Below are 16,721 nucleotides of genomic sequence, written 5' to 3'. Positions count from 1 at the left end.
AAAACAGATTGCTCTGATAAAACAGATTGCTCTGATAAAACAGATTGCTCTGATAAAACAGACTGCTCTGACAGTATCTCAACTTGAGTTAAATGATTTGCTATCGAGTTTTGAGTTTCGTTGAATTCAAGCCGATCGTGGTTAACCTCTACTGTCTTCAGCATGGCATTCCCCTCATTTTGCCGGATACTGATATTCCCATTTTCAATTGGATTGTGTTCCTGTTGCCCAACATTTATTCGTTCTATTTCAATTAAATGCTGATAATATTGAGAATTAATCCAAGAAACAGCAACATTATCATCAACCATGCTTGCTGATTGTCCCTCATTCATAAGTTCTGATTCGGGTTGTTCTGGCATTTCTTTCTCAGAATCATTTGTTGAATTAATTGTTTCTAAATGAGGCTCTTCAGTTTCTCCTGTAACTTGAGTCAGATTTTGTTTTGCCTCCTGATTATTTGCTATTTGGGATGTAATATCAGTTAGTAATAAAATAAAATCATTTCCTTCCTTGATGTCATTAGTTGGCGAAGCATTTTGTATCTGTGACTTTTCTACAGTCTTCGTCAAAATTTTGCCATCTACCGCATTAGTACCTGACAAATTATTAGAGAGGAGGTCAACAACTCCTGATAGATTTGCTATTGCTTTATTCAAGTCAGTCATTCCAATCCTCCTCAATTTTGTAGATTAGAAAGCAATATCCATACCAATTGAATAATTGATGAAGGATTAAAATTTTGTTAAAAAATATTGCTTGATTGTAAATTCATCTAAAAGTTCTATTTTGAACCAAACAAACAATGGTAATCTACGGCTCAGTAAATTTTTGAGAGAAAATTGTCATGTATGCAAAAGCTTCCTTTTATAAGCAGAAAAATATAGATACGTACGAATCAATTTCAGACGAGATTAAAAAAGCCTTAAAACTATTGGGTGACAAAAACGAAATAGATAAAAAATCTTTTATTGAATTTTTGAATTTACGACAGCAAGATTTCTACAAAGCGCTGAGCAAAACCACAGATCATTATGAAAGGCAACGAATATTAGAACAATATCACCGTTTTGCTAATACATTAGCATCTTGTTTATCCAAACCACAAAACACGGCTTATATCATAGATTCTTATCATAATAATAAAAATTATTATCCAGTAGGAGCGACTAAGGTAATCGAAGAGCCCATACGACATAATATATCACTTGCTGCGACAATCTTAGGCGCTGCGCTCATCATAGCATCTATAGCTGCACTATGGATTAATCCATTTATAACTGCCATTTTACTTCCAATTGGTATTACGATGTTAGCTCCAGGCGGGACATCCTTATTAATACCCGACTCCCTTGATACATCAGAAGTAAAAAGTTTAGAGAAAATGATTTTTCAAACTGGTGCTAAAGTAAATAATCCTGAATTATCTTTTGATGAAGTTCCAGGATATAACCCGCAATACGCTACTGTACTCTAAAAAGTTCTAACCTAATTTCATAAGAACTCATGGAATTTTCTTAAAATTGAGCTATCATTCAGTTTTTGATTTCAGGAGCTCCTTATGAAAGTAGGTCGTGACAGCTTATCAACAAAATCTCAATTACATGTAGACGGGAAAACTTATCATTATTACAGCCTTAAAGAAGCAGAACAAAAAAACTTAAAAGGAATAAGTCGTCTTCCTTATTCACTAAAAGTTCTTCTTGAAAATCTGTTGCGTTTTGAGGATGACAACACAGTTACCACCAAAGATATTAAAGCTGTTGCCGACTGGCTGAACAATAAAACATCCCAACATGAAATTGCTTTTAGGCCTGCTCGTGTATTAATGCAAGACTTCACTGGAGTTCCTGCTGTAGTGGATTTAGCAGCAATGCGAGATGCGATTGCCAAAATGGGCGGAAATCCAGATAAAATTTCCCCATTATCACCTGTCGACCTGGTTATTGACCATTCAGTAATGGTTGACAAATTCGGTAGCCAAGACGCTTTAACTGTAAATACTGAAATAGAAATGAAGCGAAACAATGAGCGTTATGAGTTTTTACGCTGGGGACAAAAAGCATTTGATAATTTCCAAGTTGTTCCACCTGGAACCGGTATTTGCCACCAAGTAAATCTTGAATACCTTGGAAAAACGGTATGGAGTAGTACTGATGAAGGGACTTTATATGCATATCCTGATACTTTAGTAGGCACAGATTCCCACACAACCATGATTAATGGATTAGGTGTTCTAGGATGGGGCGTTGGTGGTATCGAAGCAGAAGCCGCCATGTTGGGGCAACCAGTATCGATGTTGATTCCCGAAGTTATCGGATTTAAATTGCATGGAAAAATGCAAGAGGGAATCACTGCAACCGACCTCGTTCTCACTGTAACGAATTTACTTAGAAAAAAAGGTGTAGTTGGCAAATTTGTTGAATTTTATGGCCCAGGATTAAGCGACTTACCCCTTGCTGATCGGGCTACAATTTCTAATATGGCTCCTGAGTATGGTGCTACATGTGGATTTTTCCCAGTAGACAAAGAGACCATTCGTTATTTGGAGCTGACCGGACGTGATCCTCATACAATTGCATTGGTTGAAGCATACGCTAAAGCACAAGGCATGTGGTATGATAAGGACAGCGAAGATCCAGTGTTTACAGATACTCTAGAACTTGATCTGAGTACTATTGTCCCTTCATTAGCAGGCCCAAAACGACCACAAGACAAAGTAACATTAAGTTCTTTACCTGTGGAATTCGATACGTTCCTTAAAGAAGCAGGAAAGGAACAGGAAAAAACTTCTTCTTTTGCTGTTAAAAACCATGATTTCCAAATGAAGCACGGTCATGTAGTGATTGCGGCCATTACCAGTTGTACAAATACATCGAATCCAAGTGTGCTCATGGCGGCCGGTTTGGTAGCTAAAAAAGCAATCGAAAAAGGGCTGCAGCGCAAACCTTGGGTTAAGTCTTCTTTAGCCCCTGGCTCCAAAGTAGTCACCGATTATCTCAAGCAAGCAGGATTACAATCTTATCTGGATCAATTAGGTTTTAACTTAGTTGGTTATGGTTGTACTACATGTATCGGTAACTCTGGACCGCTGCCAGATGCTATATCTCACTGTGTCAGTGATAATGATCTCGTTGTTTCAGCTGTTTTATCAGGAAACCGTAATTTTGAAGGCCGAGTACATCCACAAGTCAGAGCAAACTGGTTAGCTTCACCTCCTGTAGTTGTTGCTTATGCCCTATGTGGAACGACCACTATTGATCTCAGTAAGGATCCGATAGGTAAAGACGATAAAGGGAATGATGTATATCTGAAAAATATTTGGCCATCTAATGCTGAAATTGCTGCCGAAGTTTCTAAAGTTACTGGTGGAATGTTCCGTAAAGAATATGCTGAAGTTTTTCTTGGTGATGAGCACTGGCAATCCATTAAAACAAGTACTGGAAAAACCTATGAATGGAATGCTCATTCAACATACATTCAGCATCCACCATTTTTTGATAATTTAAAAGCAAAACCTGATTCAATTAAACCGATCAAACAAGCATATATTTTGGCTTTATTTGGTGATTCAATTACAACCGATCACATCTCTCCGGCTGGCTCCATAAAAGCAAACTCCCCAGCAGGCTTGTATTTGAAATCCAAAGGAGTTGATGAAAGAGAATTTAACTCGTACGGTTCTCGTCGTGGTAACCATGAAGTGATGATGCGAGGTACTTTTGCTAATATTCGTATTCGCAATGAAATGACCCCTGGTCAAGAGGGAGGCATCACCCGTTATATCCCTTCTGGCGAAGTAATGCCTATTTATGATGCAGCAATGCTTTATCAGAAAGACCATCATGATCTTGTAGTCATTGCAGGTAAAGAATACGGTACCGGGTCTTCAAGAGATTGGGCGGCTAAAGGAACCAATTTACTTGGTGTCAAAGCCGTACTTACCGAAAGCTTTGAACGCATTCACCGCTCTAATTTAATCGGTATGGGCGTCTTGCCTTTACAATTTTGTGATGATATGACACGTAAAACCCTGGATCTGAAGGGAGATGAACGTGTTAGCATTGACGTATCAGACTCATTAAAGCCTGGTTCTATGGTTCCAGTAACAATAGAACGTGCCAATGGGCAAGTAGAGCAGATTAAAGCATTATGCCGTATCGATACTGCTGACGAATTAGAATACTATAAAAATGGTGGTATTCTTCAATATGTTCTCAGGAATCTGTGTGCTTGAGATGGTTATAATACCTTCTGCGTTGGGCCTTTGGCCCAACAGCTCTGGTATTCAGTTAACTCATATATATAATGATCATCATTTGCTTGGCTCTAAAGGCCAACCTACTTTTTATTTAATTTCATTAATGAAAATAAAACTGCGCATCCAAAGTTTATTGCGATTTGCTTGTACCGCATTTGTAAGGACCAATCATGAATCACCCTAAAAAGGTTCTAAGTGTTTTTTCTTTAGTAATGATCAACGTCATTGCTGTTGATAGCTTACGTACCCTTCCCATTAGTGCCAAACTCGGTCTTACGCTTATCTCTTATTATATTGTAGCTGCGTTTGCATTTTTTATACCTGTATCTTTAGTGGCAGCGGAATTAGCAACTACCTATCCTGAAACAGGTGGAATTTACGTATGGGTTCGTGAAGCATTCGGTAAACGGGCAGCTTTTATTACTATCTGGCTCCAGTGGATATATAATGTGGTTTGGTACCCAACGATACTTGCTTTTATCGCCGCCACCCTATCTTATTTAATTACCCCTGAATTAGGAAGCAACAAGTATTATTTGTTAGGTACCGTACTTATTCTTTTTTGGTTGTTTACAATACTTAATTGCTTTGGAATGAAAGTATCAAGCATAGTTAGCACTATTGGAGCAACAATAGGCACTATATTTCCCATGCTTTTTATTATTTTCTTAGCAATACTTTGGGTCGTTCAAGGAAAACCTATGGTTGTTGGCTATCCCGCCACATGGTTACCTGACTTCAGCTCTTTAGGTAATTTATCGCTATTCGCAGTGGTTTTATTTGGTCTGCTTGGCATGGAAATGTCCGCTGTTCATGCTGAAGAAGTAAAAAATCCCCAACGGGATTATCCAAAAGCACTTTTTTATTCAACAATTTTAGTCATTTCTACACTTTCTTTAGGCTCAATAGCCATTATGATAGTAGTCCCTAATCAAAGTTTAAGCGTTGTATCCGGGCTTATAGATGCTTATGCTGTTTTTTTTAATTCATATAATATGCCCTGGATGACATCAGTCATTGCTGTTTTAATTATTTTAGGTGGTCTAAGTGGCGTTTCGGCATGGATTATTGGTCCCACAAAAGGTTTAATGGTTTCAGCGCGGGATGGTTCTTTACCGGCTCAATTCGCCCACACCAATAAATACGGCGCTCCAACAACGATTCTCTTTGCGCAAGCTATTATTTTTACCATTTTAAGTACGGCTTTTATTTTGTTACATTCAATTAATGCAGCATACTGGATGTTAAGTGATCTTTGTGCCCAAATGGCCTTATTAGTTTATATCTTTATGTTTGCTGCTGCTATTAAGTTACGATACAGTAAACCCAATCTGCACCGTGGTTACACTGTCCCAGGTGGTAATTTTGTCATGTGGTTATTATGTATTATTGGGATTCTCTGTTGTCTTACAGCAATTGTTATCGGTTTTGTACCTCCAACACAAATAGCTGTTGGTAATGTTTTTATTTTTGAATCATTTTTAATCGGTGGATTAATTTTATTTGTATTAATTCCATGGTTTCTTGCTAAAAAACATTAGAGTTTTTGAAATATCTATTGTGCCGTCATCCTGAGCATAACAAGAGAGACTCCCATCAGATGGCACAAAACTTACAATACGGGATTCTAAACCAGAAGATAAATTAGGGAATTATAAATAAGTATCATGTTCCTAATTGTAAAAAAATTACATTATATGAATGATTTTGTTAATGCTTATTTTATTTCCCAGGGGCTTTGTGTCTATCAATCTGGAAAAACTATTATTGGCTAGACGCATTATGACTTATGGGAAAAGACATGCACGATAAACGTTACTATAAACACATAGATGGTCTTAGAGCGTTAGCAGTTATTTCAGTTTTTTTATGTCATTTAGATTTTACTTTTTTTAGCGGCGGATTTGTTGGTGTCGATGTTTTTTTTGTAATTAGTGGCTTTTTAATTACAAATATTATAATACAACAGTTAGATAGTTCGGCTGGCTTTAGTTTTTTAAATTTCTATGCGCGAAGAGTTAAACGCATTTTTCCAGCTTTATTTTTTACACTGTTTCTTACTTTTATTGCTGGTATATTTTTATTAAATCCGGCTCCCTTTAAAATATTTGGCAAATCATTGTCATTTGCTGCTCTATCAGTATCAAATATATTTTTCAAAAATCAGTCTGGGTATTTTGACATTTTTTCGCAATCAAGCCCATTATTACATACTTGGTCATTGGGAGTTGAGGAACAATTTTATATCTTTTTTCCGATTATTTTGTTTTTTTGGCATAAATTTTTTAAAAAAAATTTAGTTATTATTATTTCACTCGTATTTGTCATTAGTTTCTGGTTGAATTTGTATTATCAAAACTCACAGCTAGTCGCTCTTTATTACTTGGCTCAATATAGGGCCTTTGAATTTTGTGTCGGGGCATTTATTGTTTTTTTAATAAAAAATGAAATTAATCTACACCCTCTTTTAATTGAGATTTTGTGCTTTTTAGGCATCGCACTCATTGTAATTCCAACCTTAATCTATACTTCTAATACATTATTTCCAAGCTACAATGCTCTTGCTCCGTGTATTGGTGCAGCATTAATTATTTATGCAGGTACAGCTAAATATACTGGATATATTTTTAGATGCTTGCCAGCCAGACAGATAGGCTTAATTAGCTATTCATTATATTTGATCCATTGGCCTTTAATTATTTTTTTCAAAACATACCACCAAGATTGTGGTTTAAAATTTGATATAGGTTTTGACGAAAAAATATTAGTTATCGCTTTAGCTCTTTTTTGTTCATTTTTTATGTATTACTTCATTGAGCAACCTTTTAGAAAGGGATCCGGTATACAAAAAAATCAGAAATATTTAATTAAAACAATTACTCAAGGTTTATGTTTTGCATTTCTTATAGCCTTTTTAGGTGTTTTTATCGGTCGAAGCCACGGTTGGATTTGGCGGGCCAATAGCGCAGATGAACTGGCTAAAGTTGAAGATATAACTAAATATCACGTCGAAAACTGGGGTGGAGCTGATTTCTCCGGAGAATTTATACATAAGGGAAAAAGTAATCATGCACAAATTGTGATAATGGGTGACAGTCATGCTGGAATGTTAGATGAAGGAATAGTAGACAAGTTAGCTAAGCCTCATCAATTAACTGTATTTACTTCCTCAGGTGGAGGTGCAGGCAAATATGCATCCTCATTATTAATTCCAGGAATAACACGGTTAGATAAAGAGCAAAAATTATATGATGATAGTGCGAAATTTGCATACAAAGAGGCCTTAAAGGTACTTAATGCAACACAGGAACCAAATATTCTTATTCTTTCTGCGCATTGGGGTGAGCAGATAAATATGGCGGGTTTCTTAAAAAATCACCAATCACTTAATATTAATACATCCTCAATGACATCTTATAATGACTATAAGCCTTTTTTAAATGCTTTAGATAAGCTGGTAAAACTTTTAGGTACAAAAAAATTGATCATAATAGGAGATGTACCTGGCTCAATATATGACCCAATAAATTGTCTCGGTAGCTTAAAATGGTTTAAACGCTCTGATTGTTCGTTTATTGATAATGAAAATCGAAATCAAGCTGCATTAAATGTGAATAGAGTTCTTGCCCGATATGCATCTGAAAGAAATAACGTTTATTTTCTCAATCCTTATGATGTTTTTTGTAAGAAAGGCTATTGTACCTCGGGCGACACGCTTGGACGCCCCTACTATTCAGATGGGAGCCATTTGTCAAAAATAGGATCAAAATTTCTTGTGGGTCAGCTGCAACATAAGATTTTGGACATATTAAACTCTTCTACACAAAGCGTACAAATTGCATCAAAAAATGAAAGATAAAAACCTTCTAGAGGCTAATATTTCAAAAGTTCTTAATGTCTGGTTGCTGTAGACTTACTTACTTTAGTAATTTTTTTATACTGAGCATCACTAATCCTTTGTTCAAATGAGTTATCTTGTTTTTTGTTCCTGCCAGCTCCATTTTATTTGACTGTCATTCATAATTTCTGCCTCGTGAGCCACGTAACGAGGTCATTCGGCTCATAAAACAAGCCAATAAGAAAAATTATTCGACTCAAATAGAGATTTAATTTTAGTTAGATACGGGGCGCCTGTTGAACAATATGATCAAAGTTGTAGTCAATACTTATTTATTGCTCAGAATGCAGCAAGATTATCACAATGTCGCCAATATGTTTTTTTCTTTACATTAAACACATATAATATACAATTATTAACATTTGAAAATAAATTAGACTATATGAATATCTCAGATATATTCAGTTTGGAGTATAAATTTGGTACCCAACTTTACCTTCTTAGTAAAACAGAGATTCGCTGCATCGATCAATCTCGGCCAAAAACAAATTTTTCTATACCACTAAACCAAATTAATCCCCATTATATTTATGGTGGTTTCTGGCAACCTTTTTATCTCTTATTATTGGTGTATGTTTCATTTGGTATAATAGTACGAAGCAATCAATGGCTTTCGAAAAGCCCAAGATTTGACATTTTTGGGAATACACAGCTTATTGTTTTTCTTTTTATCTTTATATTCACAAGCTATCAATTTTTCCGTCAGTATAAAGAGCGTTGTGCTTTTAGATTTAGTTTTTTGCATGACGATACTATTATTGCTTTTTCTCTTCCGAATGACCCCATAAATAAAGAGAAAAACCAAGCTTTTCTAGAAGCCATAGTAAATCGAATTCATGAAGCAGCACCATCTAATGAGGATACTTTATTTTTGCTTCAACAATATGAATTATTAACACCTATAGAATTGACACAATTGGAAACATCTATCTATCAAACTCAAGATAATACTGATCTCAATAAAAAGATCATTAATTTGCCACAGTAATTTTATGAACATTTATACAGAAAAAAAATATTACCTTTATCAGGTTAAGCTAGAAATCATAGAAAATGATACGCTTTTATTAGCAAAGAAAACGCCACTAGGTTATTCTAAAGAAACTGCTCCTCTGGTCGCTTTTTCTACAAAATGCAAAGTAATAAAAAGAACTTTATCGTTCTTGGCAAGGAGTCTCTTAATTCTAGAATTTCTAATTATAATCGGTTTTTTTGCCGCCTTTTTTCGTTATCCAGAATATTTCTTAAATATAAATCTCCCCCTCATTTTAAGTATTATCGCTTTTTTTCTATACTTCTCAGTTTTTTATTATATTTGCGAAACCAAAAGTAAACTTTACTTTTATTACTATAACGGCGAACCTGCTTTTACACTATCCCATAACAGAAGTAATCTTGAGCAAAGGAAATGGATTGAACAGTTCAATGGAGCTATTAGAAAAGCCCGAATTGATTTCGATCACAAGAATTTCACTAAAATACGAACGGGGATTAATAATCTTAAAAGACAAAGATTAATTAACGAGCAATTCGCCGAAGAATTACATCTTCGCTTGAGCCTATTAAATAATACAAAAATCAATTAATAGCGGATTGGAGCAGGCTCGTTGATCCCAGAAAACATTGATTAAGCTTTCGCTGCATTAAGGCTTGTTGCCTAATCTCTACTTTCAGCTTCAGTTAAAAATGGGAGATTCCCCCCTGAAACTGAGCAGTATGATTTAGTTTTCTCAATTGACAAGAATCAATTTGCCCCCCAGGGGGGTACAATTACTGAGCAGGTTTTACCAAGGTATTACTCAAGTTAGCTTGTGATCTGAACAACGTATCCTCTCTATTAATCACTCTACTTCTTGTAGCCAGAGAAGTTGGCGTGACTGAAATCAGATAAAGATCAGAGTCACGCTTCTGTATGATTTACATATTAATCAGGTAAAGACATTAAACTTGCATTACCTCCTGCTGCAGTAGTGTCAACAGTATAAGTCCGTTCATGACAAAGTCGAATTAGGTAGTGAGGACCGCCTGCTTTAGGACCTGTACCTGACAATCCTTCTCCGCCAAAAGGCTGTAAACCGACAACAGCACCTACCATGTTACGATTTACATAACAGTTACCCGCATGGATATTCTGTCTAATGTATTCTACTGTTTCATTAATACGACTATGAATACCTAAGGTTAGGCCATACCCTGTCGCGTTAATTTGTTTAATGACTTGATCTAGGTCTGTTCGCTTAAATTGAATTACATGTAATACCGGACCAAAAACCTCCTTTTCAAGAGCATTGATGTGATCAATAGCAATCGCTGTTGGTGGCATAAAGTATCCGGATTCCAATGATTCATCTAATGGACATTGATAAATGAGTTCAAACCGCTTTTTCATATTCTCCACATGGCTTTTTAATATGGATAAAGCAGCATTATCAATCACAGGTCCTACATCAGTCGCAAGCCAGCGTGGATCACCTACTACCAATTCGGCCATAGCTCCTTTTAAGAGATCAATGGTTCTTGGATATACTTCTTCTTGAACAAATAATACCCGCAGCGCAGAACATCTTTGACCAGCACTTCCGAAGGCTGAGTTAACTGCATCGACGACAACCTGCTCCAATAAAGCGGAAGAATCAACAATCATGGCATTTTGGCCACCTGTCTCGGCAATCAAAGGAATCAGTTCACCGCCACGTGTTGCTAGAGTACGATTAATAAGATTTGCTGTGTCGGTTGAACCCGTAAACAACACAGCTTTAATTCTTTTGTCCGCAACCAATGCAGCGCCAATGGTTTCGCCAGGTCCAGGAAGTAATTGTACAACACCTACTGGAATTCCTGCTTTATGCATTAATTTAACCGTATAAGCGGCAATTAAAGGAGTTTGCTCCGCAGGTTTTGCAATAACACAATTTCCAGTAACCAATGCAGCAGCAACCTGACCTGTAAAAATTGCTAAGGGGAAATTCCAGGGACTGATACATAGCGCGATACCGCGTGGATGCAAACTAAGTTCATTTAACTCCCCTGTATAACCAGTTAATCGCAGCGGAGCAGCTAAAATTTGCTGAGCCTGCGTTGCGTAATAACGGCAAAAATCAATTGCTTCACGCACCTCTGAAATGCAGTCATTCATAGTTTTTCCTGCTTCAAGGCACGCGATGGTCATAAGTTCTGCATAATTTTCCTGTAATAAATCAGCAAAACGATTAAGGCAGGCCGCTCTTTCTTTTACAGGTGTATTAGACCAACCTGGGAATGCTTGCTCAGCGTGTACCAATGCTTGCTCTACATCGTCGAGTGATGAATTCTGAACTGTTCCAATAATATTCTCAGTCTGTTGCGGCGACTCAACACGCTGCATTTCACTATTATGTGTTGAATTTCCAGAGATTATTGGTCCTGCGGTCCACTGCTGCAATCTGATTTGCGCCATTTTTTGTTGTAAAACAGCTCGTTCAGCACGATCAGAAAAATCAAAACCTTTAGAGTTTTTTCTGCTCGGTTGAAATATATCTTCCGGTAATGGAATATTTTGATTCATCTTATGCAATAAAGATTTGGCTTTTTCTACAGGATCTTCAACCAATGTACTAATCGGTGCATTATCATCGACAATACGGTTAACAAATGAAGAATTTGCTCCATTTTCCAACAAGCGACGTACCAAATAAGGAAGTAAATCTTCATGGCTTCCCACTGGCGCATAAATACGGCATGGAATCCCATGTCGCTCTGCTGGCACTATCTGTTGATAGAGCTCATTACCCATTCCATGCAAGCACTGAAATTCGAAATCACGATAATCACCGGTAATATTTAAAATCATCGCCACAGAATAAGCATTATGCGTTGCAAATTGAGGATAAATTGCATCCGTCATGGTCAATATTTTTTTAGCACAAGCTTGGAAAGAAACATCTGTAAAAACTTTTCGGGTAAATACAGGATATTCATTAAAACCCTGCATTTGTGTTTTCTTTATTTCGCTATCCCAATAGGCTCCTTTAATCAAGCGAACCATAATTCGACGTTGCTTTCTTCTAGCAAGAGCGGCTACCCAATCCAATACGAAAAAAGCTCTTTTTTGATAGGATTGAACCGCTAAACCAAAACCATTCCATCCATCCAAGCTTGCATCATTAAAAACACGCTCCATTACATCGAGTGATAAATCCAAACGCTCAGATTCTTCAGCATCAACAGTTAAGGCAATCCCATAACTCTTCGCCAAGCGAGCGAGAGCTAGAAGTTTAGCTGGCAACTCTTCCATAACTCGTTCATGTTGGCTTTCATTATAGCGCGGGTGTAAGGCTGAGAGCTTTATAGATATACCGGCTCGTTTGTATACATCTGAATCTTTATCAGCGTGTTTACCTATGGTTTCAATTGCTTCTTTATAGGCCTCAAAATAACGTAACGCATCTATAGATGTTAGCGCGGCTTCACCCAGCATGTCATAAGAATATCGATACCCCTGTGCTTCTTTCTTTTTTGCACGGCTTAACGCTTCACTGATAGTGCGTCCCATAACAAATTGTTTACTCATAATTCGCATTGCTTTATCAACTGCTTTTCTTACTACAGCTTCGCTGCTGCGATTCACGAGCTTCATTAAAGATTTGGATAATGTTGTTTGGGCTTTTTCCGGAGTTAGTATTTTCCCAGTAAGCATCAAGGCCCAAGTAGTTGCATTTACAAAAAATGAATCACTTTGACCCATATGAGATTTCCAATCGCCACCCGATAATTTATCTTTGATTAGATTATCTACTGTAGCACTGTCAGGAACACGTAATAGTGCTTCAGCCAAACACATCAGAGCAATACCTTCATCACTGGATAAAGCATATTCAGTTAAAAATGAATCAATACCTGTGCTTTTTTTTCGTTCCGTGCGCACTGACTCAACTAGTTTTGTGGCACTATTCTTAATATCAATTAACTGCTGTTGTCCTAACGCTGCTTTTTCACAAAGTTCTGTTATTAATGGTAACTCATCAACACGATACGCATGATTAATAGCAGCTCGTATTCCTTCGGGTAATTGTATGATCTGCTTTTCCAGCATAGTATTCTCCACAATCAAATCTATATCTAATCTTTTTTCCAGTTCTCTCTTGAAAGAAGTACCAAGTCAATGCTGGGTTTAAAAGAGTTTAAAAACTAACATCCAAGTATAATTTAGAGCCATATGAAATGGAATGCACTACCTGATTTTTTGGATGTAGAGCAAACATAAATGGGCTGTAAACCGTGTCATTATACCTAATTTTAGATAATTTTTCTGTTATTTATTTATTTTTTTTGAATTAATTTTTATCTATTTGTATCGTGTTTAACATGCCAAATAGGCCTGGTTTTAACCAGGTAGATCGCTGTTTGTACTGCATTTTTTTTCACTATATGCCTAAGTATATGAATTGAGTAATATTTCCCCCTAATGGACAAATTAAATGCTCCTGATTTTACAATTACGTGAATTGTTAATATAATCACCATTTTTTCGTAGAAACTATAACGGCGATTTACAGAAGAAAGGAGCAGTATGAATACTCTATTAACTCTAATCTCAACCGTAATTTTAACTAGTAATATAACCTCAAGTACACCTTCTTTTGCAGCAAGGTCTGAATCTGATATTAGTAGCAAATTGCAACATTTGAGCCGCAAGGCACCAGAATTAAATAAAAATGTTTTAAAACTCGCATTAACTGCATATCAAAATGCAAGCAAAAAAGGTTCTGTTAAAAAACCTGTACTTACAGTAATTGATTATTCTTTGCCTTCAAACAAACAACGGATGTGGGTATTCGATCTTCGTAGAGAACGTCTTTTATATAACACTTATGTCGCTCATGGAAAAAACTCAGGTGTGAATAAGGCCAGTCATTTTTCCAATGCTCCCTCAAGTAAACAATCAAGCCTAGGTACATACATTACAAAAGATACCTATATCGGGCATAAAGGATATTCGCTTAATATACAGGGCTTAGATAAAGGTTTTAATGATAATGCATTAAGCCGACGTGTAGTCATACATGGTGCTTGGTATGTAGAACCTGATTTCATAAAACGAGCAGGTCGCGCTGGACTATCCTGGGGATGCCCTGCTATTGCTCAAACCTTAGCAAAACCAGTTATTAATACCATTAAAAATGGTTCCGTAATTTTCGCCTATTTTCCTGATAAAAAGTTTTTATCTCGATCAGGCTATCTCGTAGCATAAATAAAAAAGCCAGGGCTTAAACCCTGGCCTTCGCAGTCATCCGTATAAGAACTTCCAGTTCTTATAATCATCCATGATAAATCAAATCCGTATGATTACAATTCCATTTGAGTGACTTATATCCATACAAGTCATGTTTTAAATTTAGCATAGAAAATTAGAAGCGCAAGCAGACTTTTGTGCATTTCCTTAACTGATTTCAAGCAAACCCCAAAAGATATTTTAAAAAGTTTAATTAAAAACAATAAGTTAAGTTAAGTCACTAAAATCCATGACAAAAAAACAGCAATTATCTTTATCTGAATTGAGAAATATCTTACAAGAACTCGAGCAAAAAAATACCTACTGGATATCCATTAAATATAAGGTTTTCCCCTAAAATACTAAAGTAATTACAGTGTTTACATACAAGTGCTTGATTATGTCAAAAGATGTGGTAGTTTATTCAGCATCTAGAACACGCTTTAGAGCAATATGATGGACAAACAACCGATATCTACAGTAAAAAAAGATAAGCTACTCGTTATAGATTGGCTTATTGAACATTTCCCAAATGCCTTTTTTAAAAAAGGAAATCAGATTAAGCCTCTGAAAATTGGAATATTTGATGATATTATCGACTTCTACGAGCGACTAGACACCCCTCCTTTCAGTAAAAAATCGCTACGTGAAGCATTAAACTACTACAGTGCATCACCGGCATATCTAAATTGTCAAAAAGAAAACGCTGCACGAATTGATATCTATGGGAATGAAGTAGATGTAGTCACTCAAGAACAGGCCAGATATGCTCATCAGCGTTATTTGGAACGTTATAATAAGAAGCAAAATTCAGAAAAAAACAGTAGTAGCAAAACTGACGCATAGCGGAACTCATGAAATCCAAGACTGGTTTTAAATCCAGTCTTGGAGAGATACCTTTTAGGCTGGTTGCGCTAAATGATGCTGGGGAAACATATATACATTAATGGCACTTAGTTCAAACTATTTCCTATATTTCCGCCCTGCCTATGTCCCGGGGCTTGTTCCTGAGAGATCCACACGGATTTAGCACATAGCTCTTGCTCCAGTGGTCTATTTATCATCATCAGGAGCAATTTATCTAGAGTCTGTTGACAATTGCTTCATTAGCCTAAATTTCGCGCTTTATGGGGCGTTGTTGTAGAACGTAGGACAAGCTTGAGGACCATATCAGTATGTGGGTTAGAGTTAAAGAAACGGCGCAAATGCGAATTAAGAGGAATTGAAAGTATATTAAAATGGATTCGTCGAAAATCATGCATTAAATTTGGTATATAACTAATTACGCCGGTAGAAGTGGTGCAGATATAATGCCGAGGAATAGTAAATATATGTGATATAATAAGTCAATTGAGTCATTAACTATCCATTAATCTATCAAGAAACAACTTCATATGCTTAAAAAACTCTCAGGCAAGAAAACAAAAACTTATATTCAAATTCGCGCAGACTGGGAAGAAATGCAACTCTTAGATGCTAAGAATCGTTTTAAAGCGATGAGAACAATATCTAATGATATTAGTGAAGTATATAAAAGCAAATGTATAGACAATATTGAACAACTTGATTTTTATATCCATGTATTAAAACAAGTTATTCGTGTACATGATCATCCGCGCTATACTCGCCACTTATCTAAGATGATAATTGATTGGCTTGAATTAACTGGAAATGATAAAACCGAAATTATTAAGAAAAAATCAGGAAAGATACGTGTCGAAACATCAATATCAATTAGTGATGCTCACTATGGCAAAGATATAATCAATGCTTGTAGTAAATATTCTGAACTGCATTTATTGAACTTAATTAATGATGGTAAAGCATATATATTCAACACTGTTATTCATGAAGTATGTAATGTTCAAGTAAGAGTAGTTGATTCAGTGGATCCGGTGTTAACAAGCAAGGAATTTAAATGTGTAATAGATGCAACAGATACTGTAATCATTAACATCCCCACAGGAACCCTATCTATAGCGAGCCCTTGGAATTTAGAAGACGAAAAAGATAGCTTATCAATAAACATTGATCCAGGGCATTATAAAGTATGCGCTTACCTTTTTTATATTCATAATAAGATAGAAAGTTACTATATTGTTTTATGTAAAACTACTAATTTTTTACGTAATGATCTAACCAGGATCTATGAGATCGATCAATCCCGAATTCAGATAAATTAAAACAAGCACATTTATGGCTAAGATAAGAAATTACAGTTCTCGCCATTAGTTTTAAACATTTCGCTAGATGTGTCAAATAGAGCCGTTCGGTGAATAGAGAGTAAATGCTTACCTTAGCTAAGCCCCCTA

12 protein-coding genes are annotated in these 16,721 nt (G+C 36.1%); 10 read left to right on the top strand and 2 right to left on the bottom strand.

Annotated features, from left to right (window positions below; genetic code table 11):
• Positions 1-668: hypothetical protein (locus tag DGG96_RS16690; protein ID WP_165831635.1), on the bottom strand; the 668-nt coding region annotated here is incomplete at its 3' end.
• Positions 669-847: 179 nt separating this feature from the next.
• On the opposite strand from DGG96_RS16690, the gene DGG96_RS16685 reads away from it, so the two are divergent.
• The 7 genes from DGG96_RS16685 to DGG96_RS16655 all read left to right on the top strand — a co-directional run bounded on the left by DGG96_RS16685 (position 848) and on the right by DGG96_RS16655 (position 9,745).
• Entirely contained in the window at positions 848-1,477 is a 630-nt protein-coding gene (locus DGG96_RS16685) for a lpg1689 family Dot/Icm T4SS effector (RefSeq protein WP_110143690.1), read from the top strand.
• 84 nt (positions 1,478-1,561) lie between these two features.
• Complete coding sequence (gene acnA / locus DGG96_RS16680) at positions 1,562-4,237, top strand: aconitate hydratase AcnA (protein WP_110143689.1); 2,676 nt, start codon at positions 1,562-1,564, stop codon at positions 4,235-4,237.
• On the top strand, positions 4,230-4,445 hold the full coding sequence (locus DGG96_RS16675; protein ID WP_133249338.1) for a hypothetical protein: 216 nt from the start codon (positions 4,230-4,232) through the stop codon (positions 4,443-4,445). Before acnA ends, DGG96_RS16675 begins: the two co-directional genes overlap by 8 nt.
• Positions 4,432-5,802: an APC family permease gene (locus tag DGG96_RS16670; protein ID WP_110143687.1), complete on the top strand. Its 1,371-nt coding sequence runs from the start codon at positions 4,432-4,434 to the stop codon at positions 5,800-5,802. The genes DGG96_RS16675 and DGG96_RS16670 overlap by 14 nt, the downstream gene beginning before the upstream one ends.
• Before the next feature lie 260 nt (positions 5,803-6,062).
• Positions 6,063-8,120: an acyltransferase family protein gene (locus DGG96_RS16665; RefSeq protein WP_158618897.1), complete on the top strand. Its 2,058-nt coding sequence runs from the start codon at positions 6,063-6,065 to the stop codon at positions 8,118-8,120.
• Positions 8,121-8,541: 421 nt separating this feature from the next.
• Positions 8,542-9,147 (top strand): hypothetical protein, encoded by a 606-nt coding sequence (locus DGG96_RS16660; protein ID WP_110143685.1) that lies wholly within the window; start codon positions 8,542-8,544, stop codon positions 9,145-9,147.
• Positions 9,148-9,151: 4 nt separating this feature from the next.
• Complete coding sequence (locus tag DGG96_RS16655) at positions 9,152-9,745, top strand: hypothetical protein (protein WP_110143684.1); 594 nt, start codon at positions 9,152-9,154, stop codon at positions 9,743-9,745.
• A 338-nt stretch (positions 9,746-10,083) separates the two neighbouring features.
• Here the strand turns inward: DGG96_RS16655 and putA are convergent, their stop codons facing one another.
• A complete protein-coding gene (gene putA, locus DGG96_RS16650) occupies positions 10,084-13,230 on the bottom strand; it encodes a bifunctional proline dehydrogenase/L-glutamate gamma-semialdehyde dehydrogenase PutA (RefSeq protein ID WP_110143683.1) in 3,147 nt (1,048 codons plus the stop codon).
• A 477-nt stretch (positions 13,231-13,707) separates the two neighbouring features.
• Here putA and DGG96_RS16645 point away from each other — a divergent pair, with 477 nt between their 5' ends.
• The 3 genes from DGG96_RS16645 to DGG96_RS16635 all read left to right on the top strand — a co-directional run bounded on the left by DGG96_RS16645 (position 13,708) and on the right by DGG96_RS16635 (position 16,592).
• Entirely contained in the window at positions 13,708-14,388 is a 681-nt protein-coding gene (locus tag DGG96_RS16645; protein ID WP_110143682.1) for a murein L,D-transpeptidase catalytic domain family protein, read from the top strand.
• 477 nt (positions 14,389-14,865) lie between these two features.
• Positions 14,866-15,255 (top strand): ProQ/FinO family protein, encoded by a 390-nt coding sequence (locus DGG96_RS16640; protein WP_165831636.1) that lies wholly within the window; start codon positions 14,866-14,868, stop codon positions 15,253-15,255.
• A gap of 548 nt (positions 15,256-15,803) precedes the next feature.
• On the top strand, positions 15,804-16,592 hold the full coding sequence (locus DGG96_RS16635) for a hypothetical protein (protein ID WP_110143680.1): 789 nt from the start codon (positions 15,804-15,806) through the stop codon (positions 16,590-16,592).
• Positions 16,593-16,721: the final 129 nt, after the last annotated feature.

It is taken from the genome of Legionella qingyii, assembly GCF_003184185.1.
The sequence above is the reverse complement of the archived record's forward strand: the minus strand, read 5'-3'. Positions and strand labels throughout refer to the sequence as shown.

Bases quoted from the DNA above. Each gene is read 5' to 3' on its own strand.
- DGG96_RS16640 (WP_165831636.1), top strand. From the start codon at position 14,866: ATGGACAAACAACCGATATCTACAGTAAAAAAAGATAAGCTACTCGTT.
- DGG96_RS16655 (WP_110143684.1), top strand. From the start codon at position 9,152: ATGAACATTTATACAGAAAAAAAATATTACCTTTATCAGGTTAAGCTA.
- DGG96_RS16645 (WP_110143682.1), top strand. From the start codon at position 13,708: ATGAATACTCTATTAACTCTAATCTCAACCGTAATTTTAACTAGTAAT.
- DGG96_RS16685 (WP_110143690.1), top strand. From the start codon at position 848: ATGTATGCAAAAGCTTCCTTTTATAAGCAGAAAAATATAGATACGTAC.
- acnA (WP_110143689.1), top strand. From the start codon at position 1,562: ATGAAAGTAGGTCGTGACAGCTTATCAACAAAATCTCAATTACATGTA.
- putA (WP_110143683.1), bottom strand. From the start codon at position 13,230: ATGCTGGAAAAGCAGATCATACAATTACCCGAAGGAATACGAGCTGCT.
- DGG96_RS16660 (WP_110143685.1), top strand. From the start codon at position 8,542: ATGAATATCTCAGATATATTCAGTTTGGAGTATAAATTTGGTACCCAA.
- DGG96_RS16635 (WP_110143680.1), top strand. From the start codon at position 15,804: ATGCTTAAAAAACTCTCAGGCAAGAAAACAAAAACTTATATTCAAATT.
- DGG96_RS16670 (WP_110143687.1), top strand. From the start codon at position 4,432: ATGAATCACCCTAAAAAGGTTCTAAGTGTTTTTTCTTTAGTAATGATC.
- DGG96_RS16665 (WP_158618897.1), top strand. From the start codon at position 6,063: ATGCACGATAAACGTTACTATAAACACATAGATGGTCTTAGAGCGTTA.